Genomic DNA, 26,688 nt, shown 5'->3' on the forward strand with positions numbered 1-26,688 from the left:
AAATAAAATGCATAAACTTATGTATGAAATTAAGATTTAGTTTTTTTACTACGACGTTCTTCTACTGCGAACTTCAACAAGGCCGCACTGCGGTAAAAGCCATGAGCAAATTTTCCAAAAGGTATCGTCAGGAAAAAACTCATTACCGTTGCCAAATGTGCAATCAACCATACGGCCATCCATGCACTATCTCGAAATGCTAACAACCCAAGACCCGTCGCACTAATCATCAGCAAAAGGAAAATGAAGCCACGATCCATTGGTTTTTGTTTTGCATCGCCATGCAACGGATCGCGTTTAATATTCAGATATAACAAACCACTAGGACCAATAATTAAGCCCAAACCGCCTAATGTTCCTAAAATCACAGGAGCACTGCTTACAGGATATGGGGCGTGTATTCCCAATAAATAATGATATGCCGTTGCAACAATGGTGGCTAAAAAGCACAGTAAAAAACCATACATTGTAAAGTGGTGAAAACGACGGCGGATCAAGGTATAACGGTCATCTTGCTCATTACAGCCTTTACCATGTCCACCATCTAAATATTTCAATGTCAGTACATTTTTAGTGGCTTGTAAAATATCTGGTTGCTCAACACCACCAAGTACAACCTCTGAAGTTTGATTCCAGAACTTTCGAACGCCTAGCCCCAATAAAATAAAGGCAATAACAAAAACAGATCCAAAAAGTACTGCTAAAAAATTATGTGGGAAAATGGCGTAAAAGTTGCCTTGGTGTAAACCGAATAATTGATTTCCACGCATCAAAGATGCGGCCAGCATGAATAGAATTAGTGTAATCGTCAGCGCACTCACCAAAGTAATGCCGGCTTTTTGATATAGCTTGCCAAAGCTCAGGGGTACTGCAAATTTTTGATAGGTTTCAAGGCGTACTTGAGCCATTGCTTGTGGAATATTGACCCCGAATTCATGCGGAGGAGCATATTGACAGGCATGTAGACATGCACCGCAATTATGACAAAGATTGGCTAAATAATGTATATCTGCTTCATTAAATTCTAAACGCTTGGTCATTGCAGGGAAAACAGCACAAAAAGTTTCACAATAACGACAGGCATTACAAATCTGCAGAGCTTGTTTGACCTGTTCTTCGCTGTCGGTAAGCTGAACGATTGGAATTAAATTTTTCGCTTGAATATTCATTTATACAGCCTCCTTTTGCAAAGCACTTTTATTCAATGCTGCTAATGCTGCATTTTTCCCTGCGATTCGACCAAACGTCGTTCCAATCGACATCCCTACACCTGCGGTATAGCCTTGCCCAAGTACATTGCCAGCCATCATTTCACCTGCGACATATAGATTTGGACTTGGAACATTGTTAAAGCGTACAGCGGCATCCTTTTCGACTTTCATTCCCAGATAAGTGAAAGTAATTCCTGGTCTCAAGGCATAGGCATAATATGGAGGTGAATCGAGTGGTACGGCCCAATGGGTTTTTGCAGGGCTTAAATTTTCCGTATGACAGTTGTCCAAAACGGTATGGTTAAATTCACCTTTGACACAAGACTGATTAAAATTTTGTACGGTTTTTTCTAATGTGTCTGGATCTAAGTCCATCAATACGGCTAATTCACGGATGCTGTTGGCTTTTTTACCTTCAAAAACGGGAGGCATAAAACGCCCAACAGATTTTGCGTCGATAATTGAAAAGCCAATTTGACCCGGTTGCTTCGCAACCAATCGCCCCCAAATTGCATAACGTTTTGGCCAAAAGTCTTCGCCTTCATCATAAAAACGCTCTGCTTGGTTATTCACTACAATTCCAAGTGATACACAATCGATACGAGTGCAAATACCACCATCATACAGAGGAGCTCTTGCATCTACAGCAACACAATGCGATTGCGAAGGATCACCGATCACATCAGCGCCTTGATCAATCATAAATTTTAATAAATTACCTTGATTAAAGCGTGTCCCACGTATGATGAAATTATCTGCAGGCCATTCTCCACGCTCATTCTGTCCCCAAGCTTCACGAAGCCATTCTAAGTTTGATTCGAAACCACCTGCAGCAAGCACACATGCCTTGGCTTCATAACGCTGACCATTTTCCGCAATTGCAGCTTTAAACTGGCCATTCTGAATATCTAAACTCGCGATTTTAGTATCGTACTGAACCACAACCCCTTGATTTTGCGCACTGCGATAGTAAGCATTCACCAATGCTTTACCACCGCCCATAAAAAAAGCATTCGTCCTTGCGACATGCAAAGCACCTGATAATGGTGGTTGGAAATTCACACCTTGCTTTTTCATCCATTCACGGCATGTTTCAGTACTACGAATCACCAAGCGCGCTAACTCTTCGTTGGTCTTACCACCTGTGACTTTTAAAAGATCTTGCCAATATTCTTCTTCTGGATAAGCATCAACCAAAACATCCTGAGGCTGATTGTGCATACAACGTAAATTGCGCGTATGTTGAGAGTTTCCCCCACGCCACTCTTTCGGCGCAGCTTCCAACAATAAAACAGATGCGCCTTCCTCACGTGCCATAATTGCTGCACATAGCGCGGCATTACCGCCGCCAATAACAAGTACATCGTACATGTATTTCATCCTTTACTCTTTGCAGAGACTTTAAAGGATGATAGATATGTAGAGTGAGAGGCTGATGTAGATGGGGTATTTAATTATTTTAAAGACTTAAGCGGATCATTTATTTAAACCAATTTTGCACTTGGCCAAGCTTGTTGTTGAATCAACTCTGTAAGACATGAACGAATAACAGCTTTTGCAGCCAAACTCGCTGGTGACAGTTCATCTTCAGGGTAACTGATTAAATAATTGGTTCGGTCAATAGATGGACTACATATTTTTAAAAAATTTAAATGCTGATGACTTAAATTCATAAATGCACTCCCGGGTTGAATCGTCCCAACGCATAGATTTGCAACCGCATTCATCAACAAACTCAAGCCATCAATTTCATAACTAACATTAAGTTCATAATGTTGCTGTTCCATCAATTTTCTTAAACCATGACTCGCACTAGGTAATGCCAAGGGAAAATTTTCGAGAACTTTTAAAGGGATCATCCCTTGTGTTAGATAATCATTTAGATGATAAATTTTAAAGAATTCATCATTTCCAATCAAAAACATAGATTCCGATACCAAGGGCTGAATCGACCAATTCTTAGCAATATCTTGACTAAAGATAATCGCAATATCGAGCTGTCTTGAGTTCATCATTTGCACTAAATTTCCAGATAAACTCTCCACCAAATGAACTTTGATATCTGGATAGCGTTCAGCCATCATTTTAGTAAAAGGAACTCCCAAAATAGATGCTGTACTCGGCGGAAATCCTACACTCACATAACCTGCTAATCTTGAAGATTGTGCAGCTTCGATAGCTTGATTGGCATACCTTAAAACCAATTGAGCTTGTTTGAGAAAAGCCATACCCGCAGGCGTAGGCGTCACACCTAAGGCAGATCTTTGTAATAGACGAGTTGAAAGTTCTGATTCTAATTTTGAAACTTGCTGACTTAATGCAGATGTACCAATTTCAAGTTTTTGCGCGGCTTTACCAATACTGCCCTGTTCCACAATCATAACAAACGATTGTAATTGTCGAAGTTCCATTGGCTCATCATCCACGTGAATTGGCTAGGGATCGGTTTAATGCATAACATTGCATAAATAAGTGACTGAAACAAATCAAGTCGTCATCAGTTTGAAAGCATAGCAAAAATTCAGTGTAAATTAATAGCACAACAAAAAACCACCCGAAGGTGGTTTTTACTCTCCCTAAGTCCCTCTTTACAAAAGAGGGACTTTAGAAGCATAGATTAGTGACCGCCGCCATTAATCGCTTTCGTCATATCTTCAACCACTTTCTTCGCATCACCAAAGATCATCATGGTTTTTTCATTGTAGAACAAATCGTTATCTAAGCCAGCATAACCTGTTGCCATAGAGCGTTTGATCACCATGATGGTACGTGCTTTATGCGCCTCAAGAATTGGCATACCATAAATTGGAGAGCTTGGATCATCTTTAGCAGCTGGGTTCACTACGTCGTTCGCACCAATCACAAGTACCACGTCTGTTGCAGGAAAATCTGAGTTAATCTCATCCATTTCCAAGATGTCTTCATAAGCAACATCAGCTTCAGCTAGAAGTACGTTCATGTGACCTGGCATACGACCAGCAACTGGGTGAATCGCAAAACGAACCGTTACACCTTGTTCTTTCAAGATTTCACACAACTCTTTCACAGCATTTTGCGCACGACCTTGCGCCATACCATAACCTGGTACAATCACAACGCTATCCGCATTTGACATCAAGAAGCCAGCATCATCCGCAGAACCTGAGCGATAATTACGTTGAACCTGTTCACCTTTTTCAGCAGTCGCAGCAGCTGCACCACCCATTGCACCACCAAACAATACGTTGATGATTGAACGGTTCATCGCTTTACACATGATGTAAGACAGAATCGCACCTGATGAACCTACAAGCGAACCTGCAACGATCAACATGTTGTTTTCAAGCGTGAAACCAATCCCTGCAGCAGCCCATCCTGAGAATGAGTTAAGAAGCGATACCACCACTGGCATATCACCGCCACCAACTGGTGCAATCCACACCCAGCCGAATGCAAGTGCAAGTGCTGTCATTGCCCAGAATGCTTGCATATTACCAGTGGTAAAGAAGTAGATACCACATACCAACATTGCAATGAAAATGATTGCTTGAACAGGTTTAACCCATCCACCTGAAATGGTTTTTGCCCATTTCTTCGCAGCCAATTTACCATAAGCAAATACCGAAGCTGTGAAGGTAATCGCACCTACGAAGCAACCTACAAATAATTCAAATAAATGGACTTTGCTCATATGAGCGTGTTGTACACCGGCAGCAGTCAAAGCAGCTTCATTTTCAGCAAATAATGCTGTGAGCTGGTTATTGTGTAAAATTGCAGCAATCGCAATCAATACCGCAGCCAAACCCACCAATGAGTGCATTAACGCAACAGTTTCAGGCATTTGTGTCATTGGCACTGTACGAGCACGCGCAATACCCACAATCGCACCCAACACCATCGCACCACCAATCATCCAAACAACAGGATGATCTGCCACGAAGAAAGTTGTAATGACAGCGATTGCCATCGCAACCATACCGTAACGGTTACCTTGGATCGCAGTTTTAGGGCCCGAAAGACCACGTAAAGTTAAGATAAAAAGGACAGCACCTACTAGGTAGAACCAATCCGCATATTCTTTAATGAATTCCATGGATTAGCCCTCTTTTTTCTTTTGTTTAGGCTTAAACATTTCAAGCATACGCGCAGTGACTGCGAAACCACCAAAAATGTTAATACTTGCCAAGAACACTGCAACTGCACCAAGTACACTCACAGCATTGATTGATTGGAATTGTACATTTGCATCAACAACACCTGGGATACCAACAGTTTGTAGCATCGCACCCACGATAATGATTGATGACAAAGCATTGGTTACCGCCATTAACGGCGTATGCAATGCAGGTGTTACACCCCAAACCACGTAGTAACCAACAAAGATGGCTAAGACGAAAATAGTAATAGTTTCAACCATGATGACTCTCCTTAACCACGCTTCAGCAGTACTTGACCGCCATGAGTTACTAGAAGTGCTTTTTGAATTTCGTCTTCTTGGTTGATGGCAAAGTTTTTCTCTTTATCAAACAACGTTTCTACGAAATTGAAAACGTTACGTGCATACAACGCCGAAGCTTCTGTCGAAACAGTTGCAGGAATATTTGGGATACCCAAAATAGTCACGCCATTATCTGTTACAACATTTTCACCACATTTCGAGCCTTCAACGTTACCGCCTGTTTCAACCGCCATATCAAGGATGATTGAACCTGGTTTCATTTTGGCAACAGTTTCAGCTTTAATCAGACGCGGTGCATCACGACCTGGCAATAATGCCGTCGTAATTACGATATCCGCATTTGAAACTGCTTTATCGACGATAATGGCTTGGTCTTTGATGTATTGCTCACCTGGCATCCATCCATAACCATTTTTTGCAGCATCTGCAGCTTTTTGTTTTTCTTCATCAGACATTGGTACGTCTAACCACTTACCACCAAGTGATTCTACTTGGTCACGTGCAGTTGGACGTAAATCTGTGGCTTCAACCACAGCACCTAGACGTTTTGCAGTCGCAATCGCTTGAAGACCTGCAACACCAACTCCCATGATCACGACACGAGCTGGTTTCACAGTACCAGCAGCCGTCATGAGCATTGGGAACATACGTTGATATTCTGCAGCAGCTAAAAGTACAGATTTATAACCTGCAAGGTTCGCTTGAGAAGACAATACGTCCATGTTCTGCGCACGAGAAAGTGTACGAGGCAAAAGCTCTAATGCAAATGCAGATACCTGTTGTGACGCAAACTGATCAAGGTCAGGATTACGATAGGGATCAAACATAGCAACCACTGTTGTGCCCGCAGCAAGTTTTTGAATTTCATCATTCTTAGGTGCACGAACTTTCAAAATCAATTGACTACCCGTGTAGGCATCATCCGTAATTTTTGCACCGACCTGTTCGTAAGCACTGTCAATATAAGCAGCTTTTTTACCTGCTCCACGTTCAATGACTACGTTATGACCAGCGCTGATCAACTTTTTTACTGTCTCAGGTGTAGCAGCTACACGACTTTCTCCGACGACAGTTTCGGTTGGGATTCCGATCTGCATGAGCGTTCCTCAAGCTAATTTTTCTTCAAGCAAACATCGTGTAAACGATGTCTCCCCCTAGGATGCGTTTTCTTCTAATTTTTGGATTCTAATTGAACTTTTTTAAAATACTACCCAATATTTATTTAATAAATGTGATTATTTTGAACTCAAGATTCACTTTTATAAATTAAAAACATATGCAACATTTATTTAAAGTAATAGCACCTATGCCATTCAAGCCTATTTTTTAATCAAAATAAAAAAATTAAAGTGATTTATGAAGCATTTGAGCTTGTTAAATCAAGATTGTAATATCGAACATCACATTTAAATTGGCTTTTACTACACTTAGACTTATAAAATTTATCTTAATCACTTTTAGATATTTATTTAGAAAACAAGCTTTTTAGCTGCATAATTTTCTAAATTCGCCTTTCTGACAATTTTATCGTTTTACCTCTCTTGTTTTATTGACTTAATTTCATACAAAAAATGTCAATTATGCAAGAATGTTATCATTACTTTTTTTAATTTCATTAATAAATAAAAGTACTTGGGTAAAATATCTTAAATTGCCTTTTTTACCATAATTTAAAATGCAAAAATTTTTTAATTTTTTTATTCGCCATTTTGCCAAATGATGACCAAACGGCATTATTGAAACACTTTGGCATAATATGCACATTTTTAGTGCATTTTTAAACAAACTCGTTTGGTGTGCTTAAATGACATCATCTCGCTTTGATCTCAATAAACAGCTTCATATAACACTTGCATAGATATTGCATTCCATCTTTTGATGGAATTGATTCTTTTTTTGCATTTCATCTCTAAATTAAGAGCCTTTATACTGAAAATGCATATATCGAAAGCCCTCATTTTTAAATTGTGATCAATCCATGACATTTTCTTTATCTAGCACACAATTAGGTTCTTTGTTTGCTTTGGGTGCTGCATTTTTGTTTAGTACCAAAGCTATTTTCATTAAACAAGCCTATGCACTATCACCTTTGGTCGATGGCACAGTACTGATGGCATTGCGTATGGCAAGTGCTTTGCCATTTTTTCTCTTGTTGTGTTGGTTAAACCGTAAACATAGTCAAAATATTACACTGAAAGATTGGGGGCTGTTAGTTTTTGCGGGTTTACTTGGTTATTACTTTTCAAGTTGGTTAGACTTTTCAGGGTTAATGTATATCAGTGCATCCTTGGAAAGAATTATTTTATTTTTATATCCAACTTTAACCGTATTGGCATCTTGCGCGATCTATAAACAAAAACTCAGCGTCAAAAGTCTTATTGCTATTGCTTTAAGCTACGGTGGTACTGTAATTGTGATGTTACAAGAGCAAAGTACCGTTACACATGAAGGTAATTTTTGGCTCGGGGTCAGCTTGGTATTTGCAAGTGCAATCAGTTTTGCAGCCTATTTGCTCTTAACCCCTCGTTTAATCGTGCGTTTTGGTTCGTGGAACTTTACAGGTTTAGCACTCAGTGTTGCATGTATAGGGACATTGACCCATTTTCTGATTGCGACCCCACAACCTTTGACTTTACTTGCTCAGTTACCGCGTGAAATTATTGGGTATGGCATTGCTTTGGGTTTATTGGTCACGGTTTTACCCACCATTTTAATTGCGCAAAGTATTTCCCGTTTAGGTGCAGCACAATCTGCAATGATTGGCTCTATTGGACCAATTTTAACCATTATTTTAGCTGTTGCTTTATTGGGCGAGCAGATGAATAGTATTCAATGGTTTGGTTGCATCTTAAATATCATTGGTGTCATGATGATCACATTATCCAAGAAGAAACTTGCAAGTTAAACCGTATAAAATTTTGGAATAAATATGCATTTTAGAATTGTTTCGCCTAGCGCATGTGTAGATGTTGAAAATATTAAATTAGCTCAAACTCAGCTTGAACAACTGGGTCATCAAGTCAGTTTAGGCACTCATGTTTTTGCTCAATATCGCTATTTGGCAGGTACAGTCGAACAACGTCTTTCAGACTTAAAAATGGCGTGTTTAGATCCTGAAGTCGATGCTATTTGGTTGGCACGCGGTGGCTCTGGAGCAGCCATGCTCGTGCCTTATCTAGAAAACTGGATATTAAACAAACCGATTATTGGCTATTCAGATGCAACCGTGTTGCTAAACTATGTTGCAATGCATCACGGTCAGGCGTTACATGCACCTGTATTTTCTGAAATTGCTGTAAAAAATTTAGCTCAGCATACGCTTTCACCCGATGCCCAATCTGTTATTCAACTGCTTGATGCTCAACGTTTAGCTTTAACGTCAGAAAATGTTTATCCACTCACGCAGATTTATTCAAATCATGCTCAAGCCTGTTCAGGTCAACTCAAAGTGTTAGGGGGAAATCTTACCGTATTGTGCAGTCTACAAGGGACAAGTAATGCATTGAAATTAGAGCAACCGAGTATGCTCTTACTCGAAGACGTTGGTGAACCCTATTACCGTATTGAGCGTGCATTGACACAGCTATTACAAAGCCTTGATCTCTCGAACTTAAAAGGATTGGTCCTCGGTGATTTCTATGCATGCCCTCAAAAAAATGTTCCTCAAAGTATTGGAGAAATTGTTGCCGAACATTTAGAGCCATTAAACATTCCACTTTATCAATGTGATTGGTTTGGGCACGGTGCGAGTAACCAGCCATTTTGGATTGGAAAAAACGGGAATATTTCAGCATCACAGTTGATTATCTAATGTTCTAAGTCATCACTTTCAAGTATCCAAGCCTTCACCTGAATTAATCCAAACACACTTTATAATCCACGTGCATTTGCGTATAGTCACATCACTGAAGTGAAGCATTTTTTAAGAATTCTGTATATTTCAGGACAAGATGGTGAAACACGACAGGGGCAATTATCAAGTGATTTTGCAGTACGAACTCATCAGGCTTTTGCAAATTTACAACTGGCCTTGGCTGATGTAGATACATCACTCTTTGATATTGCCGTCTTACGAATTTTAGTGGTAGATCATTCTACAAAGAAGCATCAAAGCTTAATTCAAGAAATGCAACATTTATGGAAAAATCACGTTTTCCCTGCATGTATATTGATTCCTATGTCTTGCACTGTCCGCAATGCAGTTTGACATTGAAGCAGCAGCCTATTGTTTATAAACCCCATACGGAGCTTTTATGCAACCTCAACTCGATATTAGCCAAAATAAAGGATTATTGTGGCTGATGGCGATCTCCTGTGGTTTATGTGCAGGTGCGAACTATTATTGCCAACCTTTAGTGCATTCGATTCAACAATATTTTCAAGTCCCTGAATCACAGGTGGCACTGACTGTAACTTTTGCACAAGTGTCTTATGCTTTAGGGCTATTATTTATTGTGCCTGTTGGCGATATTGTAAATAAAACCAAGTTTATTCCTTTATTGATGTTTTTTGCCGCAATCGGTTTATTACTTTGTGCTTTTGCTGTGAATTTACCCATGCTTTGGCTCGGTACAGTCATCGCAGGATTATTTTCTGTGGCTGCACAAGTTTTGATTCCCTTGGCAACGATGGCAGTCAAGCCTGAAAAAACGGGTGAAGTCATTGGCTTTTTAATGAGTGGTTTATTGGTTGGATTATTACTTTCGACCAGTTTGGCAGGTTTACTCTCTAACTTATTTCACTGGAAAGTGATCTATGCCCTAAGTTCTATATTGATGTTAATTTTAGCATTTTTATTAAGAACTCGTTTGCCTGCAGTACCTACATTTAAGATGAGTTATCGTAAAATTTTTCAGTCGATGGCAACGTTGATTGTTGAAGAAAAACGTTTAGTCTATCGCTCATTGATTGGCGGTTTTGCCTTTGCTGCAATGAGTATTTTATTTTCAACCATTGCCGTTCTACTCACTTCAAAACCTTTTGAACTCCCCGATGTCATGGTGGGCGTTGCGACACTCATCGGTGTCTTTGGCGCACTCAGTACTACAAAAATCGGTAAAATCGCAGACAAAGGCTATACCAATCGTTTAACCCTCATCGGTGTGATTATTTTAGCCTGTAGTTGGGTATTTTTATATTTTGGCGGCACATCGCTCTTCAGTTATATCATCGGGTATGGTGTGATTAGCCTTGGTTTAGCCATCGTGCACAGTAGTAACCAAAACATTATTTTCCGTTTACGCCCTGATGCAAAATCTCGTATTAATTCAATTTATATGACAGCTTATTTTACGGGTGGTGCGTGTGGGTCAGCACTTGGTGTTTATGCTTGGCATCATGGTGGGTGGACAATGACTTGTCTCGTTGGTTTGTGTTTAGTCCTTTGTTCAGCATTTTTTGCACTGCTAGACCGCTTATTTTTAAATAAAATCCAAGCTTAAAACCCATGCAAAATCCCACAATATGTGAGGGATTTTTTGCTTAAGACACCTGAACTACAGGGTAAAAGGGTTTACCTAAATCTATAATCTTTTCATTTTCCAATAAGATATGCATAAATGTAGGCAACACTGCGGTTAAAATATGACATGCATCCTGAATCTGTGCACGATTCACTGAGCTGTTATACGTCGAGCCACCATGCATAATTTGGTTACGTAAGGTATAGAGCCGATTAAAAATCACATATAGCACTTCCACGCTGTCTTTTTGTTGCAAAGCTTGATGTACTTTATTTTTATCTTTCTCGAAACTTATTTTCCACTCTTGTTGGCTGATTTTTTGGTTTTGATAATCCCAAAAAGGTTGAAAAGTATAAGGATTATCAAGCAATATACGTATTGAATGACTATATTTCGTCCAAATTAAATAGTAAATTTTATGTTCAGTATCCGCCTGACACAGTTCCAATAAGAAGCGTCTAAATTGCTGTCGATCTTTGATGTCATCACCGTCTTGCGCATAAATTGCGTTGAATGCAACCCATAAACTGATAAATTTTAAATCTAAACTTTTATCTAATAATATAGCTTGTTTCAACCAACTCAAACCACGATGAATTCTTAAATTAAATTGGTCTGAATTTTGCGCTTTCTTACTTTTGTAAGTTTCTTCTAAAACCAACATGGTTTATCACTCCATTCTTTATATTTATAAAATTACATTACTGAAATTTAAGCGATGCATCAAGCCTAAATATTTAACTTTATTTAAAATAACTAAAACACGAGCAATAAAATTGCGACAAAAATTATGCATTATCACAGTACTGTAGATTTATAACTAAAACCCGTATAATTTGCCCTTTCGTTTTGCTCCTTGTGGATTATGTTATGTCTGATCTCCATTCTTTACAGCCTCGCATTTCGGTTGCCCCGATGATGGATTGGCAATAACCATATACTTATTAATATAAATTCAATAACTTATAAATTTAATAAAATCAATAGTTGCAATATGGTTGCATATAAACGAAAAAATAGCCCTCAGTCCGAAGACCAAGGGCATAAAAATAAGTGGACAACGTAATAGTACAATAGCCCTCCTTAAAGAGCCTTAACGTGTACCCCGATACTTATATTTGTCGTAATCGAGTGAGCCGTGCAACCTTGGAGAAGAAGGCACAGCATTAAAGTCTTAATTGCGCTTTTCATAGTCAATCAGAACTTTGGCCACAGCTTTTGCTGCGATCCAATAACGTGCCTGATATGCTGCAAGCTCAGCTTCATTTGAGATAAAACCAAGTTCTACAATCAGACCACCGGCATTGATATAGCCCAAACTCCCCCGGGCCGATTGGCTCTGATCAATCCAGCCATCTTCACCACGTAATCGGCTACCCAAAGCCGTTGCCACAGCTGCTGACAAATCCTGAGCCAATTCTTTATCTTGTGGCAGTGCAATTGTTTCAACTCCATTCGCCTGTTTGGAAGTAGCAGCATTCATATGGAATTCAACCGCAACACTAGATCCTTTGATCAGCTTGATTGCCGATGAAAGCGGATCATTCTGCGATCCGGTACCATCGTTTTTGACCTGGACACCAGCTTCACGCAAATAAAAAGAAACCGCATTCCTGAAATTAGTCACCAGGTCAGCTTCTTTAATTTTGCCATTCACTGCACCAGGATCAGAATTACTATGGCCTGCAGTAATAGTGGCAAACCTCAAAGATTGTTGCTGCAGGTTTGGCTGTGCAATTTTACGACCTATCCAGCTCAAAGCTGGCAATACAGTGCCAATGATGAAAGGCGCATATTGCTGAGGAATAAAATTAAAGTCTAATGCCCATTGCAACACTAAAGCTGCAAGCATTAAAAAAGCTCCCAAAATCGGGAGCTTTACGGAAAGATATTTCCAGGCACTTTCGTTTATAAAATTCATGATTTTTCTCACTTCACGGTTTATTTTTCTGCTGATCAATTTGATTTCGTATTGCTGCAAGGTCTGTATCCATGCGGATCTGCTTAGATTCAGCAATAGCCAATTTTTGATTCAGTAGAGCGTTATCTTTTTCAATTGCTTTATTCCCTTGAACAACATAGCCACCAAATCCAATAAGCATCGCAATAGCAGAACCACCTAATGCTTTTGCAAAAGTGAGTCCGCCTTTAGCTCTGTTCATATCAGCCTGCAGCAAATCAATGTCACGTCGATTGGCTACAGCTTGGGACTGGTAATGCTCATTACGTTCTGACAGTCGAATAACGTTGTTATTCAACACACCCATTTCTTGTCGGAGTTGATCGAGTTTCTTTTCAAGTCGCATTCCGTATGTTTCGCTGTCAGGCATATGCCCCCCTATTTTTGGCAATAAAAAAGCACCCGAAGGTGCTTAGAACTTGAAAAATTTAACTTTCTGCAGTGGCTTGTGTGATCCGTGCCGAGTAATTCCATGATGTCGGCTTCCAAACATCTCGTGCAGCAACACGCACATAATATGTGGTCGTCGATTGCAAGCCAGTAATCGTGCAAGCATTTTCGGTACCGGTCCAACGTGCTTCTGTTGAATCAGGATCAAAATTAGCATTGGTACTGATCCACACCTGGTAATCTTTCAGATCCGGTACTTCACTTGGAATCCAAGTCACTGTGATCGAATCTGCTGTTGCAGATGTGTACACATTCAACAATTGTGGTGGCACCGGATTACTGATATTCAGCTCCGCAAAGGTACTGACAATCGAGCCGTTTTTACTTGCAACACGAATTGTATAAGCACGCTGAATACCGTCAATCTTGGCTTCATCCATACTGTAACTGTAATCAGTATTTGTCGTTTCAACTTCACGTAGCAATACACCACCTGACATGATTTGAACGATATACCCTGTGGCACCAGCTGCACTTTGCCATTGAACCTTAAAGCTTGTACCTTCAAAGGCTGACTGAAGGGATAGACCTTTTACGCCAGCTGGACGGCTGCCAGTAATGGTGTGACTATAAGCCGCCACCTCATCCAGAGTCTGTTCTTTTTGCTGCAATCCATTGAAGCTGGTGAACTTCAGATAAATCTGTTTTCCAACCATATTTTCATTGTAATCATGGCTAAAAATGGCACGATCAATACGGACAAATGATTCACCTGAATTATGTGGACCTGCATCATCAAAACGTCCACGGATCACATCGCTCAATGTATACAGCCCAGATCCATTCAATGTGGCCTCAATATAGTTAATATATTCGTCACCGACTCTACATAGAGTTGCATCAACTTCAGCGTCTTCAACCGTACCACTGAACATCTGGCTGGATGTATTCAACTGAATCTGCATCTCGGTATCATCTGCATCAATCGCTGAAACCAGGGCACCATATCGGGCAGAACCATAGATCGTACCAACCATTTCATAAGTTGTATTATCCAGGCTGACCCAGACATTACAGCCGCCCCAGTTGATTCCACCGGATACAGCTACCCAGATCTGATTTTTACCGCTAGTTAAATCTAATGGTGGCTCAAAAATATTCGGTGCATTCACGTTTCCTGGTTCTTCATTTCCACCTTGGTACCCATTAGATGATTGAAGATCATATTCAACCGCAGAGCGAGATCCAACAGCCAGTTCTTCAGCCGTAATAGACAACATTCCATCTTCATCTTCTTCGACACGCGTGATACGTACCGGAAAACGATTCAAGCCTAAAGATTCATCTGTGATCGTCACAATGTCCATTGGCTCTAAACGGCAGTACTTCCAGCCCAATTCAAACTCATATTCATTACGGACATAAAGTTTTCGCTGCAATAGCAACTGCACTGCATGACGGGCAATTTTAGGTTCACAGAAAAAATCATGCTTGACCGGATCTTGCGTACGTAGACCAAACATTTCAATATTTGCCTGGTCTTTAGCTTCAACGGTTTCAGTATTGTATTGATTGAAGCGGTTTACATATTCAATCTGGCAATGATTGTAGGCATCAGTATCACGACTTCGGCGTACCCGAACTGGCTGATCTTCACCTAGAAAATCGTCATCAGTAAGGTGATAAACCGGCTCTAGATCAGGTACGAACGTTACCCCATTTCCACTGACGACACTGTCACCATAAGACCGGATCTTCAAACCGTCGGGACTAGGTACCACGGCACAATTCACCGCTTCAACAATTTCATTGATGATTTCGAATGCTTCACGCTGTTCTGTCAAAGCAGGACTGATCAACAAATTGGTTGCTGTACAGTAGGTCCGAAATTCAGACAAATCTGCCATTTGCAGACTGGGTGATGCGCCATATCGTGGATTGGTAATGAAGTCTTCAATTACATCTGCAGGATTGGCATCTTGAATCGTTTCTGAGAATGTAATATCGCTAATTACTTCAAAATTGTGATTCGATAAGCTGGCACTCCCCCCCAGATCGTAGTTGGCACATGCGACATAACCGAGAAATGGATAGTGCAATGCCTGGTCAGGATGCTTTGATGGGAGATAGCCCCAAACAGGATTATGATCACCATCAAATAATTCAAACCCCAGCTGATCAATAGGTTTAAGCTGAATACCACCTTCCGTTTTAGGAACAATCTGTTCTTTGTCACGCCAGATAATCCCAATGTCTTTGATTTTGTTTTCACAAAGCCCAAGCATAAAGGACGCGCTATAGGTATAAGTTGTGTTTTTGGTTTTTACGCCACCTCCCTTACCGCCCTGTTTTGTCGTTGTTGTATGTGCTGTGGCGGTAAAGTCACCATACCAGAACATATTTGCAGCGACACGGTTTTTACCGTACACCAATGCTTGCGCTAGACCGTAGGCTGACTGCTGAATGCGCATTGAATTGATACGTTTGTCAGATGTACTGACGGTACCACCACCAAAAACACCACCCATTTTATAGCCCTCTTAAACGATAAAACCCGGCAATTCGCCGGGCTAAACTTCCTTTGGTTCCATCCTGGAGGATGACCCCCTGATGGATATATGAGTGGATGATCGTTGGCCACTCAACGACAATTGCAGCATGACTGATGCATTTGCCAAAATGATAAAGAACTATGTCACCAGGCTGAGGATCACCGACCGGATCACAAAATTTCTTTATGTGCTCAAGATATCGCTGCCCCATCTGGTGCATATGCCAATCGGCTGGATAAGGGCGTGGATCATAGTGGTCGATTAAACCCACTGCTTCATAGACTTCACAAAGCAGCGTTGCACAATCGACACCTACACCTTTGACACGACCTTGATGATGATATGGTGTGCCGAGCCACGTCATGGCTTCGGTAACGGCTTCAAGATTTCTCATAATTATTGAAATGATTGTGATAATACTCGTAGTTCATCCGAGTTCAATTGACGATCATACATTGCAAACTTAGTAAACACACCCTGAGCTTTTACGCCGATTGTTGAAATCCATTGGCTTGAACTACCGATTAAAATATCAGCAACTGTAAAGTCTTTCATTACTTGACTCGGATTAGTCACATTCCCATTCACTGCAAACATTAGTCCATTGTCGCCCGAAGAAATAGCGATAGTGCTTACTTTTTGTGTGCCTGTTAACGGAATTACAACTTCTGTATTATTGAATAAACGAATTGCGATTTCTTCAGCAGCAGCACTGCCTATTTTTCGCTTTATAATTGAAATATGTTTGCTTAGGTTTACAAGTTCAACCAGTGGTTTATAAACAGTGTCGTTAAAACTAAAATTCAAATAATCATTATCGATACATTGAAAAACAATTGAAAAATTCTTCTTATTGAGAAGATGTTGCGTCACTTTTTCTGGTCTTACTTTAGTCACACCTGACGCAGCCCACCAAGTCCCAAATTGGGTCTTAATTAAAGCATTGTCAGTGTAACCATTTGGGCCAAATCCTGAGCCCATGATTGATAAATGTTTAACCTCTCCAATAACTTCAACTGCGACTTGAGCAATGGCTGATGGGCTGTCTGCCATGAAATATCCAGGTTGTAGCTCTGTAAACTCTGCCGAAGTTGAGCTTGTAATAGAGCTGCCTGTGACCTTCACTGAACCTGCGCCCACCATTTTTACTATCCAAGGGCCTGTATTCGACCCTTGTACTAAATTAATGGTTTTGCTCACTGGAGCATCACTTGGGAAGTAATAATTCGTCGCTGTCGCTTCTTCAAGTAGACCAAAAACTGTACCGTTTCTGTTTAACGAAAGTCTAGGTGTGTTGTCTGCTAAAACAACATATTCCCCATCTTTCGTATAGGCGATCGGATTTGTGTTTTCTACACTTAATAAATCCGTAATAGTTCTTGACAACACATCAGATGCTGATTTTTCTAAATACTGATTGTTTTCAAAATCAAGCATAACTTTCCAGTCTTGAGCAACCTGCAATCCGTGTTTGTCAGAAATTGCTGCTTTAGCGACATTATTTGATTTAAGTACGATTGTCATTTTGACACCTATAATTCAATAGAGTTTGATTTTGAGCTGTAAAGTTTCCACATATTTTCATCACCACCAGATCGGGATGACCATAAAATTTGCAGGGCTATTGTGTTGTTCTCAAGATTAAGAATTGGTGCAAAGGTTGCTTTGTAGGGATCGTAATGTTCACCTGTTATAACTTTATCTGACCAAACAAATTCATCTGATGCCTTGTCATATCTGCATAGGTAAAGATTTTTTGACGAATCCGATCCAGTCATGGCATCATCATGTCCAAGTCCGAATAATTCACTACCAACCCAACGGATTTCAAAGTGCCATATGTTCGCATTGGGAATCGGTTGAAAATATTTAGAATGCGTCCATCTTGGGTTTTTAAGTGTTGGGGATGTCATACGACGGATACGCCAACCATTTGCGGTTCCTTCAACTATATAAAGCTCATATAGACCAGTTTCAAAGTTGAAAATAATGGACGGTGATAGTAAAACTCCACCTAATGTTTTTCCGTCATAAATAAGCTCTTCACTTGTCCAATCAAGTCCATTTTTGGTCCTTCTCCCCCACAGCTCATTACGACCACCAGCTCCCTCATAACTACGTCGCCATCCAAATATTAATTCACCAGAATAAAAATCATAGGTGAAAAAGTCGTCTGAGTTATATGCGTGTTGGTTTTCAAACTCAACGATAGGGCGTTCAGAAAATGGCTGAGGGAACTTATCAATTAGCTCAAAATTTAACAGATCATGAGAGCCGTAAATACATGGATTTTCATATTTATCTTGAGTTAGAAAGTAAGGTGTTAAGCCAAGGATATAGCGATACCCCAAAAAACCGTTTCTAAACTCAAGAATATGCGGATGTACAACACCATCATCTTTTTTATATACAGTATCAACTGTAAGTCTTTGACCTTGCGTGACTTTCACATTAATTAAATCTTCAGGCGGAGTGAACTGATGAGGAGCTTGAGAAAAAGGCATCGGGGCTATCACACCACCACCGCTTAAGCAGCTCAACAAATATGGCTGGACTTCATTAGCAATAACGCTTTTCTTGTCATGTACAAATTGATTTGATTTTGCGCTTAGATTATCGCTGTTTAGTATTGCCTGAACAGATTGTGTTAGCTCAGCCAAAAATAAATGTGCATTTTCACTAAAATAAGCATATAGACCATCAATTGCATCAGTGAACTCAACTAAATTTTTCTTTTCCTTATCGCCTAAAGTATCTTTAATTGATTCAACATCATCAAGATATGCTTGCACAGATTTGTCAACCCCAGTTAAAAATAGCTGGCTATATTGATCAAGATACATAGTCAGCTGGTTATCTTTGTCTAGGACATTAAGAATATTATTACCCTCTCTGTTTTCTAAAATTTTTTTATTTTTATTAGCTAGAATTGATGAAATACTTTCGGGTAGTTTTTTTAAAATTAATGAATCGTTTGCTTCTTTATAAAACTCTCCATCATTCAAAACTCGAACTAAAACAAAAGGTGGAATATTTGCTATATCACTATATGCATCTTGAATAGTTGCATACGATCTTGTCAGAGTATTTAAATTTTCTGAATCTACGACGCTTCCCACTAATTGCCCCAAACGTTGCTTCATTTGCGTATTCGTAGCAGTTGGGTCTGTAATTTCTTCAACAGTTGGTAAAGGCATTTTCCCACCCCATAAAAAAACCCGCCTTAAGCGGGTATGGATTAATACAAATTTAGTTAAACCGCTGTTTCAGGCACAGGTATAAATGGCGCACCACGGAAACGAGCTAAATTGTTAAAACGGTTTTGGCAGGTCTCTAAGCGCTTATCACATCCAGGATAAATCTTGATTCGCTGCCCCGCCTGCGGTGCTTCCAACAATGGCAAAGTCAATAACAAAGCACCTGATTCATGCATGCGAATCGTCCGTTTTAAACCTGCATTGCCACCATCCAAGAATTCAATTACACCTTGAGTAAACCAACCTTGAGGCTGATTCACCTGGCATAAAATCCGTGCTGAAGTACTGCCCGTTTCAATGGTTGTCTGCACCATGAAATCTTGACGCAATAGACCGCATGCCGTGTCAAATAGCGTATTGGTACAGCTTGGCTGATATAGGTTTCTTGGCATTTGCACGTTCAATTCGTCCAGATCTGACGCGACACTGGCTTGAATTGAATTACGATCTAAGTCAGGCTCAATGATTCGACCTTCAAACAATTTGATGGTGCCAGCACTGGTGTCCGTTGGTGTATTCATATCCATAAATATGCGCTCTAATTTAAATCGAGCACCATCTAATTGGCCATTATGAAACGCTTGAACAACATTGATGCCGTTCCATTCATTATCATCAACACAATCAATACTGATCGATAAATTATCGACCTCAATACCGAGTGACAGGCTAATTCCATCACGACTGATGATAGGGCCTTCTAAGCTATAGACCTGACCTGCAACCACCAGGTCAAAGTCATAATTCGTATATCGGAATTCATCACCTTGTACAGTTGTGATCGTATACAGATCAGCCATCACAAACTGATCAGCATCAAGTAACGCAATTAGTTTTGCAGAAGCTGCTCTCATACTTTATTTCCCAAAGATCCGATCAAGGTAACCTCACCTTTCCATAAACGATAACTAAACAGCGTAAAAGCTTGACCATCATCAGCAAATCGGCAACGATAATAAAACGTGCCTTTCACTGAAAACTTATGCCCTGCTTTCAATGGCTTTGTTGCTTGAACAATGCCACTTTTGCTGACTGTAATTTTCGTGTCATCCCAGAACAATTCGTCATCGTTATCGCTCCAAAACTGCTGATCGTCATCTTCATTCCAAAATGTCGGATCAAGATCGATTGCAACCTGAGATTGTGTATTTCCCAATGGCAACTGACCTTTATACAATTGAAATGAAGTCGTTGTGCCGTCACCATTGAATGTGCAATCGTACTCATTGTCCCACGGCATTTTGAACAGAAAGGAATCAAAGGCCCCGCGACGGGCAACGAAGAAATCTTCAATTGCCTGAAGTTCGCCTTTCCGTTCCTGAAGACCTGGCAAAGTCAATGAAAACTCATATTTTGGCACCGCTTGATAACTTGCACGAAGTTCACGACCATTCACAGAAGTCATAATTTTGGTATTAAACATCGGCTTTCGCGTCAGGTCATAACCAATCCTTAGTTCTGGAAATAAAACATCAGACATTATTTATATCTCCCGAAGTTCCTTGCATAACCCTTCATGCTGCCAGCAACATGCCGGCTATGTTTTTTCAGTACCCGCTCGACACTCTTACCATCCAAGGCTTGAATGTTATAAATCGGCTGTTGTACTGATGGCATATCGTACGCAGGTTCACGATTGTTTCGACGGATCTCATCGAGCGTGCTATCAAGTTTTGATGATGTTTGCTCTTTTAGGACACGTTCACCTTTATCGAGCCACCAGCTCCCTTCCTCTGGAATTCGATCAATACCATCATGCGCCATACCGGTTGGCTGGAATGATACAGATCCAATCATTGCAGCCTGAGCCATTTGTAATGCCACAGCACCCGCTGCCAATCCTGGAGCAATGAATGGGCCGACCACTGGAATAGCTGAAGCAGATGTCATTACTGCAGAGAACGTGGCAGGCGCATTCATCATGACTTGAGCAATCGCCATGGCTTTTTGCACTGCAAACATGGCCTGATAAGCTTTGGAGTTTTCGCCAAAAACTTGAGCCATGACACCAGCTGCACCTTGGACATAGCTCATGCCCCATTGCAGTTGCATATTGGCACGAGAACGGAAGTACTCTTGCTCAATGAACTGCATGCGGTTGTGGTGTGCTTCCCAAATCGCTTCACGTTCTTCAGCGGTATCTGCCAACGCCATTTGAGCGTCAAACAGCTCCTGCGATTCGTCAATGCGTGAAAAACGCTGTTGTGACAAAGCATGATCTTCACCCTGCCCAGTCATATCTGCAAAAGTACCGCCCCATGCCGCACTTGCAGAATTAACACGGGCACGCTTTTCTTCCTCAATTTGAGAAAGCTCTAACCGATACTTGTCTTCTAAAGCCTTTTTACGCAGTTCAAGCTCGTTCTTGTTTAGACCACGCTGAGCATCTAAACGAAGCTTATTAATGCGCAATTCATCAGCAAGCTTTTCTTCTTCAGTTTTACGGTGCTCATATAGCTCATTTTCAAGCTCAGCCACGTATAACTGTTTTCGTGAAGCTGCCTGCGCTTTAGCCAGGGCAGAATAACGATCTTTCGCTTCAGCCTTTAAGGTTGCACCCTGAATTTCTTCAAGGTCTTTTCTCAGATCCTCTTCAATACGAAGCAATTCATCGCCATATTCATACACCAGACGCTTGGCTTGTTCTAAAGCACGCTCTTGATCACGCAAGGCTTTATTCAATTCAGAATTGGCTTTAGTGGCTTTTTTCGCGGATTTCTCTGCCTTGTCCTGCTTCTCAACTAATGTGCCTAAACCTGCATTCACACCGCCTGTTGTTTTCTCAACACTACGCAAGGCTGCCATTTGAGCTGCTGTGCCAGAACTCGTACCTGACCACATCCCGTCTAGACGTTCAGCCGCACCAATAATGGTGCTGTGCATGTCGGCTTTCATCTCATTTGTTAAAGCTGAAATTTCAGCACGTGCCTCATACGCTGCTTTTACTAGACCGATTGGATTCATTTCGTACCAATCAAGCTCGTTCCATAAAGCACCACCGACAGCAGCCATACCACCTAGTGCCTTACCCACTAACTGAATAGCTGTGACAGCACCAATCGCAATTGAAGCAACAATTTTTAAGGCTTTCGCAATACCTTCAGCAACACCTGTGAATTGAATGCCTTGTTCAGATCCACCAAAGAATGCCTGCGCAATATCGACGAATGCAGGAATCACCGCCTGCATCAGCTGATTTTTAGCACCTTGTAACTGTAAATCGAGCAAATACATTTGCTCTTTGAGAATTTTAGCCTGAGCAATGGTTTCATCGTTCATCACGATGCCGGCACGTTCCGCAGCATCGGAATAAAGTTGCATACCCTCACCACCATTGATCAACAATGGAATGAGGTCGGTCATATCTGAAGCCATCGACTCAAGATAGAATGACATTTGCTGTTGTGTCACCCCCGCTTCTTCGAGTTTATCGACATAGAGCTGGAGTGCTTCAGGTCCCGAAAGCTTCTGCATTTTCAGAATCAGCTTTTCAGCTGCTGCTGCAGATCCTTCAGTTTTAACTGCAATTTGTTCAAAGAAATCGACACCACCACCGGCACCAATCGTTGTGAGCTCACCCAGCTTTTCGTTGAAGTCCTTCATCATGTCGCTGAGTTTTTCTTGCTCAATGCCATAAGCTTGAGCACCCACCGCCATTTTTTGGAAATCTTGAGTTGTTGTATTGGCACGCAGCGCGAATTTTTCGAGTTCAACGGCTTGATTTGCTGTTTCCCAAGCCATTGCTGCTAGTGCCACTGTCGCTGATGCTGCACCCGCAGCAACTGCGGTACCCATGACTTTTGCACTGGATTTAATTTTGTCAAAGGTTGATACAGATGTTCGCTGTGCATTCTGCAGATTTTGTTCAAAGTTTGCTGTGTTTGCATCCAGCAAAATCTGAATCCGACTTAAAATATCACCTGACATAAATTTCACCCATAAAAAAACCCCGCCAGAAGCGAGGTCATTTGTATTTGCATTTTAGAGCCGTCTATACAGCTCCAACATTTCTTCAAACTTTTCGGGGAAACCTGTCAAATTAATTTCACTGTCACGGTTATGCTGATATGGCCATTCCTGATAACGTGTGAAAACTTTTTTACCTTGTTTTAATTGTTCTATCACTTTCTTTGGGGATTCTAAAATTCCCTCATATCCATAAATCGTTGCGTTATTATCAATTTTTATTGCGCTTTTTGATCGTGGATAATGCCGTTTACCGACTGATACTGCAAAGGTACCGTCTTTTAACATGATCAAAACTGTATCTTTCGACAAAGTACAGCTCTTAGATCCATTAAACCGGTCTTTGTTGCATACTGGGTACCAATCATTAAATTCTGATACTGAACCCTCTTCTAAAAGTTTCTGCAATCCCTCCAGACGTTCATTTCGTGGCTCGTCTGATGCATGCAGATTAATACTAATCAGCATCAGACTTGCCATAAGAAACTTATTCATGAATACCCCATCCAATTTTATTGTTTGATCGGGTATTACACCTTTAATTTTGAACAATTGCAAAATGCGAATAATGGCCAACAAATGAACGGTCTTCGATACTGACTTGCAAACGCTCATCATCAATCAATTTATCCACGACATATTGTTCATCATCTGGTACCCGAAATTTGTGACGGGCAAACAGGTCAGGAATATAAACTTCATCACCGACCTTAAAATTATGCTTTTGACTTGGCACTTAATGCTCCAAACACTGCTTTGATGTTACGCATCACTTGCTCTTGATCAGGTTCAGGCTCTGCTTTATTGCGATTGAACACAGTGAAATCACGTAATGTCAGTTCATTTTTCACTTGTAAATCTGCAAGTGTTTTACAGACATTGGCAAATAATGCATCTTCACGTAGAACACCGATTGGCTCGAATACTGAAAATGCTTTCCAGTACTCGAATTCCTCAGCACTCATACTGCTCATCAACTCGTTTACGGTCCGACCCAACCGCAGTGCGAGCTGAAACATAAACATTAGCTCTGGTCGTTCGCGGAGTTTTTTAGTTCTTCAGGCTCCACCTCTTTGTTGGCCTGCTGTGCAATCATTTCAGGCGTTACACCAATTGCTTGCAGTGCCACTTTGATCAATGGATCTGTCACGTATGTTGGAAGGTTATTAATATCGTCCAACGATAATTTTTTGAAAATATGTTCTTCAGTTTCGGGGTCAAATACAGTTGTTTGCAGTAAAAGTGCATTGCCTTTCGAGTCTTCAAGGCTTTTACGCTCATTAAAATATTCAGCACGTTGCTTCATGGTTAATGAAGTTAGGACACCAACACTTCCCACATCTTTAATTTCAACAATTTGAGATTGTTTTTTACCAACTGTTGCCAAGAATGCATTTACTAAATTAGACATGATTGCCTCTCATTTTTTTAAATAGATAGAATGAAAAAACCCCGTCGAAACGGGGTCTTTTTGAAAGTTTTAAATTAGGTTCCTGCTGGTACTGTCAGCTTTGAAACACCATTTTCAAGGTGATCCACTGCACCGGAGATTGCAATTGTCAGCGCAACACGGTTTTTCTTGGATGCTTCGCGGGATGGTGCAAACTTGGTAATTGATCCGCAGAATTTATATGAAGTTTTGGCTTCATCTGGCAGTTCAATTTCCCAATCAAAGCAGTCCCCATCAATGAAAGCTCGTTCCAGTGTCACTTGCTGATCAGTATTGGTACGCTGAAGCAAACTAAGTTCAATATTGCCGTAATCAATAACACCAGATGCCAGTTTTTCAGCGAATTTTGATAAAACCGAAGTCACATCATCAGTTGAACGTTCACCCGCAGGTAAAGGCAGATCTAAAATATCTGCAATATACGTTTTTGGTGTAAAAATACCACCAGATACATTTAATTTAATTCCCTGGGAATCAACTGTTCCCGCTGCGCAATCAGTCATAGTGTCTCCTAACAACTGTTATCAGATTGAGTCATGTAAAAATCGATTTGCTGACAGTGCAGCAAGGTTTCAGTATCATGTGATCCACGCTCACCAGCTGGCGTGCATTCACAGTACGGATTCTGTTTTGAAAATAATTTCTTAATTTGATTGGCACGCTGTGATGCTTTCAATTTTTCATGATGATAGACATTCACTTGCATGCGGACATAATCAATACCCGTCCAACCTGTTACATCGTTTTGCGGTACCGTGCTGATGTCCTGAAAGGTGACATAGCCATCTGTCAGGTCTTCACCTGCAGTAATGGGTGCAGGTCCACACTTAAATCCAGCACCACTCAGCAGGACATTACAAATTTCAATCGCCAGCATCTGCATTCACCTGCTGTTTTTTAATAATGGCTTTAATACGTCTTGCATAACTGGTTTTAAATCGTTCGACGACACGTTGTTTTTGGCCATCAAAGTTATTGCGCAAGAATGGGTCTGCTGCCATGTGAGGTGTTCCATACTCAATAAATAGCCAATAAAAGGCTTTATTGGTGACATAAATGCCGACACCGACACTTTTAGGCAATTTAATCCGCTTAAATTTGATTGATTCCTGAAGCGTACCTGGTTGAACCAATCGTCTTGAATTTTGCGGATTGCCACGCCTACGTGATCGAGCAGATCCCCGTGAATATCGGTAATATGCTTCCTCTGCCCGTGGTGCATCTGCGACCACATCGGCATGCAATTCTTTTAAAGCGAATCGGCAAACGGATTGCGTTACACTCGTCTGCTTCGCTAGATTGACTAGACCTTCCAACTTTTCTGTCAGATCGTCTAAGCCTTCAACTTCCACAGACGAATTAATCATATTTTCCCTACCGCACACATAATTCGATGCTTAGCACGACTGACAGGCAAAATACCCGTAATCGCATAAATGTTTTGGCTGTCTGCATCACGTAACTGATGTACAGGCAACAAGTCTGGAAAATCTTCAGGTCGGTAATTGATCTGAACGACTAAAGCCGATCCCATTGCACCAGATGATGAAAATGCTGAAGTACTGACAGGTACTTCACCACCGTAAAATTCACCGATCTTGTTCCATACCCACTTTTTTTGACCTGCACTGTCTTTTTGTTCAGTACGTTGCAGTACTTCGTATAAATGGTCTAAATCACCTGATTGCATGTCACACCCCCATTTTTCGGTATGGCAGCATGTACATTTCAACTGCTTGGTTGACATACAAATTGACTTCAGTTTGAGCTGCTCTATTCTCATACATATCAGTGATGATCAATAAGGCAGCAATGGTCAAATCTTCATGCAATTCACCATTGACCGTCACTTCTTCAAGTGGCCGATCTAAGAAATTTTGAATATGTTTTAAAGCTGCTTTTGTGAGTAATCCGATGTAATCATCATCACGGTTATGCAGGACACGTAACTGCTTTTTGACAATGTTGGGGTCAATTAAATCACTCATAAAAATAGCCTTTT

General features: G+C 40.7%; 28 protein-coding genes and 1 pseudogene. 4 read left to right on the forward strand and 25 right to left on the reverse strand.

The genetic code is table 11. From position 1 onward, the window contains the following. Nucleotides 1-29: 29 nt before the first annotated feature. The 6 genes from tcuB to G0028_RS15845 form a co-directional block, all read right to left on the reverse strand. A complete protein-coding gene (gene tcuB / locus G0028_RS15820; protein ID WP_180045049.1) occupies nucleotides 30-1,169 on the reverse strand; it encodes a tricarballylate utilization 4Fe-4S protein TcuB in 1,140 nt (379 codons plus the stop codon). Continuing rightward, nucleotides 1,170-2,582, reverse strand: a complete 1,413-nt coding sequence (gene tcuA, locus G0028_RS15825) for an FAD-dependent tricarballylate dehydrogenase TcuA (protein ID WP_180045048.1) — start codon at nucleotides 2,580-2,582, stop codon at nucleotides 1,170-1,172. 113 nt (nucleotides 2,583-2,695) lie between these two features. Next, on the reverse strand, nucleotides 2,696-3,622 hold the full coding sequence (locus tag G0028_RS15830; RefSeq protein WP_180045047.1) for a LysR family transcriptional regulator: 927 nt from the start codon (nucleotides 3,620-3,622) through the stop codon (nucleotides 2,696-2,698). Nucleotides 3,623-3,828: 206 nt separating this feature from the next. Then, on the reverse strand, nucleotides 3,829-5,283 hold the full coding sequence (locus G0028_RS15835; RefSeq protein WP_180045046.1) for an NAD(P)(+) transhydrogenase (Re/Si-specific) subunit beta: 1,455 nt from the start codon (nucleotides 5,281-5,283) through the stop codon (nucleotides 3,829-3,831). 3 nt (nucleotides 5,284-5,286) lie between these two features. After that, nucleotides 5,287-5,607: a proton-translocating transhydrogenase family protein gene (locus G0028_RS15840; protein WP_130072040.1), complete on the reverse strand. Its 321-nt coding sequence runs from the start codon at nucleotides 5,605-5,607 to the stop codon at nucleotides 5,287-5,289. 11 nt (nucleotides 5,608-5,618) lie between these two features. Further along, the gene (locus tag G0028_RS15845; RefSeq protein WP_130072041.1) at nucleotides 5,619-6,746 is read right to left on the reverse strand and encodes a Re/Si-specific NAD(P)(+) transhydrogenase subunit alpha; all 1,128 of its coding nucleotides are present in this window, start codon (nucleotides 6,744-6,746) and stop codon (nucleotides 5,619-5,621) included. Between the two features lie 881 nt (nucleotides 6,747-7,627). Between G0028_RS15845 and G0028_RS15850 the strand changes: the two genes are divergently transcribed. The 4 genes and pseudogenes from G0028_RS15850 (at nucleotide 7,628) to G0028_RS15865 (ending at nucleotide 11,090) form a co-directional block, all read left to right on the forward strand. Continuing rightward, nucleotides 7,628-8,554, forward strand: coding sequence for a DMT family transporter (locus G0028_RS15850; protein ID WP_180045045.1), 927 nt, complete (start codon nucleotides 7,628-7,630; stop codon nucleotides 8,552-8,554). A 24-nt stretch (nucleotides 8,555-8,578) separates the two neighbouring features. Then, the gene (locus G0028_RS15855; protein WP_180045044.1) at nucleotides 8,579-9,460 is read left to right on the forward strand and encodes a S66 peptidase family protein; all 882 of its coding nucleotides are present in this window, start codon (nucleotides 8,579-8,581) and stop codon (nucleotides 9,458-9,460) included. Nucleotides 9,461-9,502: 42 nt separating this feature from the next. Continuing rightward, nucleotides 9,503-9,884, forward strand: a pseudogene (locus G0028_RS15860) (RidA family protein). An 18-nt stretch (nucleotides 9,885-9,902) separates the two neighbouring features. Beyond that, nucleotides 9,903-11,090, forward strand: a complete 1,188-nt coding sequence (locus G0028_RS15865) for an MFS transporter (protein WP_130072044.1) — start codon at nucleotides 9,903-9,905, stop codon at nucleotides 11,088-11,090. 40 nt (nucleotides 11,091-11,130) lie between these two features. On the opposite strand, the gene G0028_RS15870 is transcribed toward G0028_RS15865, so the two are convergent. From G0028_RS15870 to G0028_RS15960, 19 genes are all read right to left on the reverse strand, one after another. Next, on the reverse strand, nucleotides 11,131-11,775 hold the full coding sequence (locus G0028_RS15870) for a HEPN domain-containing protein (protein ID WP_180045043.1): 645 nt from the start codon (nucleotides 11,773-11,775) through the stop codon (nucleotides 11,131-11,133). Between the two features lie 510 nt (nucleotides 11,776-12,285). Beyond that, nucleotides 12,286-13,032 carry an N-acetylmuramoyl-L-alanine amidase gene (locus G0028_RS15875; RefSeq protein ID WP_180045081.1) on the reverse strand — a complete coding sequence of 249 codons (747 nt, stop codon included), beginning with the start codon at nucleotides 13,030-13,032 and terminating at the stop codon, nucleotides 12,286-12,288. A gap of 13 nt (nucleotides 13,033-13,045) precedes the next feature. Continuing rightward, the gene (locus tag G0028_RS15880; protein ID WP_180045042.1) at nucleotides 13,046-13,441 is read right to left on the reverse strand and encodes a hypothetical protein; all 396 of its coding nucleotides are present in this window, start codon (nucleotides 13,439-13,441) and stop codon (nucleotides 13,046-13,048) included. Between the two features lie 58 nt (nucleotides 13,442-13,499). Next, entirely contained in the window at nucleotides 13,500-15,989 is a 2,490-nt protein-coding gene (locus G0028_RS15885) for a phage tail protein (RefSeq protein WP_180045041.1), read from the reverse strand. 1 nt (nucleotide 15,990) lies between these two features. Continuing rightward, on the reverse strand, nucleotides 15,991-16,407 hold the full coding sequence (locus G0028_RS15890) for an NlpC/P60 family protein (RefSeq protein ID WP_180045040.1): 417 nt from the start codon (nucleotides 16,405-16,407) through the stop codon (nucleotides 15,991-15,993). A gap of 2 nt (nucleotides 16,408-16,409) precedes the next feature. Continuing rightward, nucleotides 16,410-17,537 carry a hypothetical protein gene (locus tag G0028_RS15895; protein WP_180045039.1) on the reverse strand — a complete coding sequence of 376 codons (1,128 nt, stop codon included), beginning with the start codon at nucleotides 17,535-17,537 and terminating at the stop codon, nucleotides 16,410-16,412. 8 nt (nucleotides 17,538-17,545) lie between these two features. Further along, the gene (locus G0028_RS15900; protein WP_180045038.1) at nucleotides 17,546-19,210 is read right to left on the reverse strand and encodes a hypothetical protein; all 1,665 of its coding nucleotides are present in this window, start codon (nucleotides 19,208-19,210) and stop codon (nucleotides 17,546-17,548) included. 56 nt (nucleotides 19,211-19,266) lie between these two features. Next, on the reverse strand, nucleotides 19,267-20,124 hold the full coding sequence (locus G0028_RS15905) for a DUF2163 domain-containing protein (RefSeq protein WP_180045037.1): 858 nt from the start codon (nucleotides 20,122-20,124) through the stop codon (nucleotides 19,267-19,269). Further along, on the reverse strand, nucleotides 20,121-20,750 hold the full coding sequence (locus G0028_RS15910; protein WP_180045036.1) for a DUF2460 domain-containing protein: 630 nt from the start codon (nucleotides 20,748-20,750) through the stop codon (nucleotides 20,121-20,123). The genes G0028_RS15905 and G0028_RS15910 overlap by 4 nt, the downstream gene beginning before the upstream one ends. Next, on the reverse strand, nucleotides 20,750-23,197 hold the full coding sequence (locus G0028_RS15915; protein ID WP_180045035.1) for a hypothetical protein: 2,448 nt from the start codon (nucleotides 23,195-23,197) through the stop codon (nucleotides 20,750-20,752). The genes G0028_RS15910 and G0028_RS15915 overlap by 1 nt, the downstream gene beginning before the upstream one ends. 54 nt (nucleotides 23,198-23,251) lie before the next feature. Beyond that, nucleotides 23,252-23,731: a hypothetical protein gene (locus G0028_RS15920; RefSeq protein ID WP_180045034.1), complete on the reverse strand. Its 480-nt coding sequence runs from the start codon at nucleotides 23,729-23,731 to the stop codon at nucleotides 23,252-23,254. A 43-nt stretch (nucleotides 23,732-23,774) separates the two neighbouring features. After that, nucleotides 23,775-23,972, reverse strand: a complete 198-nt coding sequence (locus tag G0028_RS15925; protein WP_075167490.1) for a hypothetical protein — start codon at nucleotides 23,970-23,972, stop codon at nucleotides 23,775-23,777. Further along, complete coding sequence (locus G0028_RS15930) at nucleotides 23,953-24,261, reverse strand: phage tail assembly protein T (RefSeq protein WP_081410062.1); 309 nt, start codon at nucleotides 24,259-24,261, stop codon at nucleotides 23,953-23,955. The genes G0028_RS15925 and G0028_RS15930 overlap by 20 nt, the downstream gene beginning before the upstream one ends. Further along, a complete protein-coding gene (locus tag G0028_RS15935; RefSeq protein WP_180045033.1) occupies nucleotides 24,261-24,647 on the reverse strand; it encodes a hypothetical protein in 387 nt (128 codons plus the stop codon). Before G0028_RS15935 ends, G0028_RS15930 begins: the two co-directional genes overlap by 1 nt. A 74-nt stretch (nucleotides 24,648-24,721) precedes the next feature. Beyond that, nucleotides 24,722-25,189, reverse strand: a complete 468-nt coding sequence (locus G0028_RS15940) for a phage tail tube protein (protein WP_180045032.1) — start codon at nucleotides 25,187-25,189, stop codon at nucleotides 24,722-24,724. 8 nt (nucleotides 25,190-25,197) lie between these two features. Then, the gene (locus G0028_RS15945) at nucleotides 25,198-25,563 is read right to left on the reverse strand and encodes a hypothetical protein (protein ID WP_180045031.1); all 366 of its coding nucleotides are present in this window, start codon (nucleotides 25,561-25,563) and stop codon (nucleotides 25,198-25,200) included. Further along, nucleotides 25,550-26,053 carry an HK97-gp10 family putative phage morphogenesis protein gene (locus G0028_RS15950; protein WP_180045030.1) on the reverse strand — a complete coding sequence of 168 codons (504 nt, stop codon included), beginning with the start codon at nucleotides 26,051-26,053 and terminating at the stop codon, nucleotides 25,550-25,552. Before G0028_RS15950 ends, G0028_RS15945 begins: the two co-directional genes overlap by 14 nt. Next, nucleotides 26,050-26,376 (reverse strand): phage head-tail adapter protein, encoded by a 327-nt coding sequence (locus G0028_RS15955; RefSeq protein WP_180045029.1) that lies wholly within the window; start codon nucleotides 26,374-26,376, stop codon nucleotides 26,050-26,052. The genes G0028_RS15950 and G0028_RS15955 overlap by 4 nt, the downstream gene beginning before the upstream one ends. Before the next feature lies 1 nt (nucleotide 26,377). After that, nucleotides 26,378-26,674 (reverse strand): head-tail connector protein, encoded by a 297-nt coding sequence (locus G0028_RS15960; RefSeq protein WP_180045028.1) that lies wholly within the window; start codon nucleotides 26,672-26,674, stop codon nucleotides 26,378-26,380. Between the last annotated feature and the right edge of the window lie 14 nt (nucleotides 26,675-26,688).

The sequence above is a fragment of the Acinetobacter piscicola genome, assembly GCF_015218165.1.
In the GTDB taxonomy this organism is placed as follows: Bacteria; Pseudomonadota; Gammaproteobacteria; order Pseudomonadales; family Moraxellaceae; genus Acinetobacter; species Acinetobacter piscicola_A.

Coding starts and splice junctions, on each gene's coding strand:
- tcuB (WP_180045049.1), bottom strand. CDS start 1,169: ATGAATATTCAAGCGAAAAATTTAATTCCAATCGTTCAGCTTACCGAC.
- tcuA (WP_180045048.1), bottom strand. CDS start 2,582: ATGTACGATGTACTTGTTATTGGCGGCGGTAATGCCGCGCTATGTGCA.
- G0028_RS15830 (WP_180045047.1), bottom strand. CDS start 3,622: ATGGAACTTCGACAATTACAATCGTTTGTTATGATTGTGGAACAGGGC.
- G0028_RS15835 (WP_180045046.1), bottom strand. CDS start 5,283: ATGGAATTCATTAAAGAATATGCGGATTGGTTCTACCTAGTAGGTGCT.
- G0028_RS15840 (WP_130072040.1), bottom strand. CDS start 5,607: ATGGTTGAAACTATTACTATTTTCGTCTTAGCCATCTTTGTTGGTTAC.
- G0028_RS15845 (WP_130072041.1), bottom strand. CDS start 6,746: ATGCAGATCGGAATCCCAACCGAAACTGTCGTCGGAGAAAGTCGTGTA.
- G0028_RS15850 (WP_180045045.1), top strand. CDS start 7,628: ATGACATTTTCTTTATCTAGCACACAATTAGGTTCTTTGTTTGCTTTG.
- G0028_RS15855 (WP_180045044.1), top strand. CDS start 8,579: ATGCATTTTAGAATTGTTTCGCCTAGCGCATGTGTAGATGTTGAAAAT.
- G0028_RS15865 (WP_130072044.1), top strand. CDS start 9,903: ATGCAACCTCAACTCGATATTAGCCAAAATAAAGGATTATTGTGGCTG.
- G0028_RS15870 (WP_180045043.1), bottom strand. CDS start 11,775: ATGTTGGTTTTAGAAGAAACTTACAAAAGTAAGAAAGCGCAAAATTCA.
- G0028_RS15875 (WP_180045081.1), bottom strand. CDS start 13,032: ATGAATTTTATAAACGAAAGTGCCTGGAAATATCTTTCCGTAAAGCTC.
- G0028_RS15880 (WP_180045042.1), bottom strand. CDS start 13,441: ATGCCTGACAGCGAAACATACGGAATGCGACTTGAAAAGAAACTCGAT.
- G0028_RS15885 (WP_180045041.1), bottom strand. CDS start 15,989: ATGGGTGGTGTTTTTGGTGGTGGTACCGTCAGTACATCTGACAAACGT.
- G0028_RS15890 (WP_180045040.1), bottom strand. CDS start 16,407: ATGAGAAATCTTGAAGCCGTTACCGAAGCCATGACGTGGCTCGGCACA.
- G0028_RS15895 (WP_180045039.1), bottom strand. CDS start 17,537: ATGACAATCGTACTTAAATCAAATAATGTCGCTAAAGCAGCAATTTCT.
- G0028_RS15900 (WP_180045038.1), bottom strand. CDS start 19,210: ATGCCTTTACCAACTGTTGAAGAAATTACAGACCCAACTGCTACGAAT.
- G0028_RS15905 (WP_180045037.1), bottom strand. CDS start 20,124: ATGAGAGCAGCTTCTGCAAAACTAATTGCGTTACTTGATGCTGATCAG.
- G0028_RS15910 (WP_180045036.1), bottom strand. CDS start 20,750: ATGTCTGATGTTTTATTTCCAGAACTAAGGATTGGTTATGACCTGACG.
- G0028_RS15915 (WP_180045035.1), bottom strand. CDS start 23,197: ATGTCAGGTGATATTTTAAGTCGGATTCAGATTTTGCTGGATGCAAAC.
- G0028_RS15920 (WP_180045034.1), bottom strand. CDS start 23,731: ATGAATAAGTTTCTTATGGCAAGTCTGATGCTGATTAGTATTAATCTG.
- G0028_RS15930 (WP_081410062.1), bottom strand. CDS start 24,261: ATGTTTATGTTTCAGCTCGCACTGCGGTTGGGTCGGACCGTAAACGAG.
- G0028_RS15935 (WP_180045033.1), bottom strand. CDS start 24,647: ATGTCTAATTTAGTAAATGCATTCTTGGCAACAGTTGGTAAAAAACAA.
- G0028_RS15940 (WP_180045032.1), bottom strand. CDS start 25,189: ATGACTGATTGCGCAGCGGGAACAGTTGATTCCCAGGGAATTAAATTA.
- G0028_RS15945 (WP_180045031.1), bottom strand. CDS start 25,563: ATGCTGGCGATTGAAATTTGTAATGTCCTGCTGAGTGGTGCTGGATTT.
- G0028_RS15950 (WP_180045030.1), bottom strand. CDS start 26,053: ATGATTAATTCGTCTGTGGAAGTTGAAGGCTTAGACGATCTGACAGAA.
- G0028_RS15955 (WP_180045029.1), bottom strand. CDS start 26,376: ATGCAATCAGGTGATTTAGACCATTTATACGAAGTACTGCAACGTACT.
- G0028_RS15960 (WP_180045028.1), bottom strand. CDS start 26,674: ATGAGTGATTTAATTGACCCCAACATTGTCAAAAAGCAGTTACGTGTC.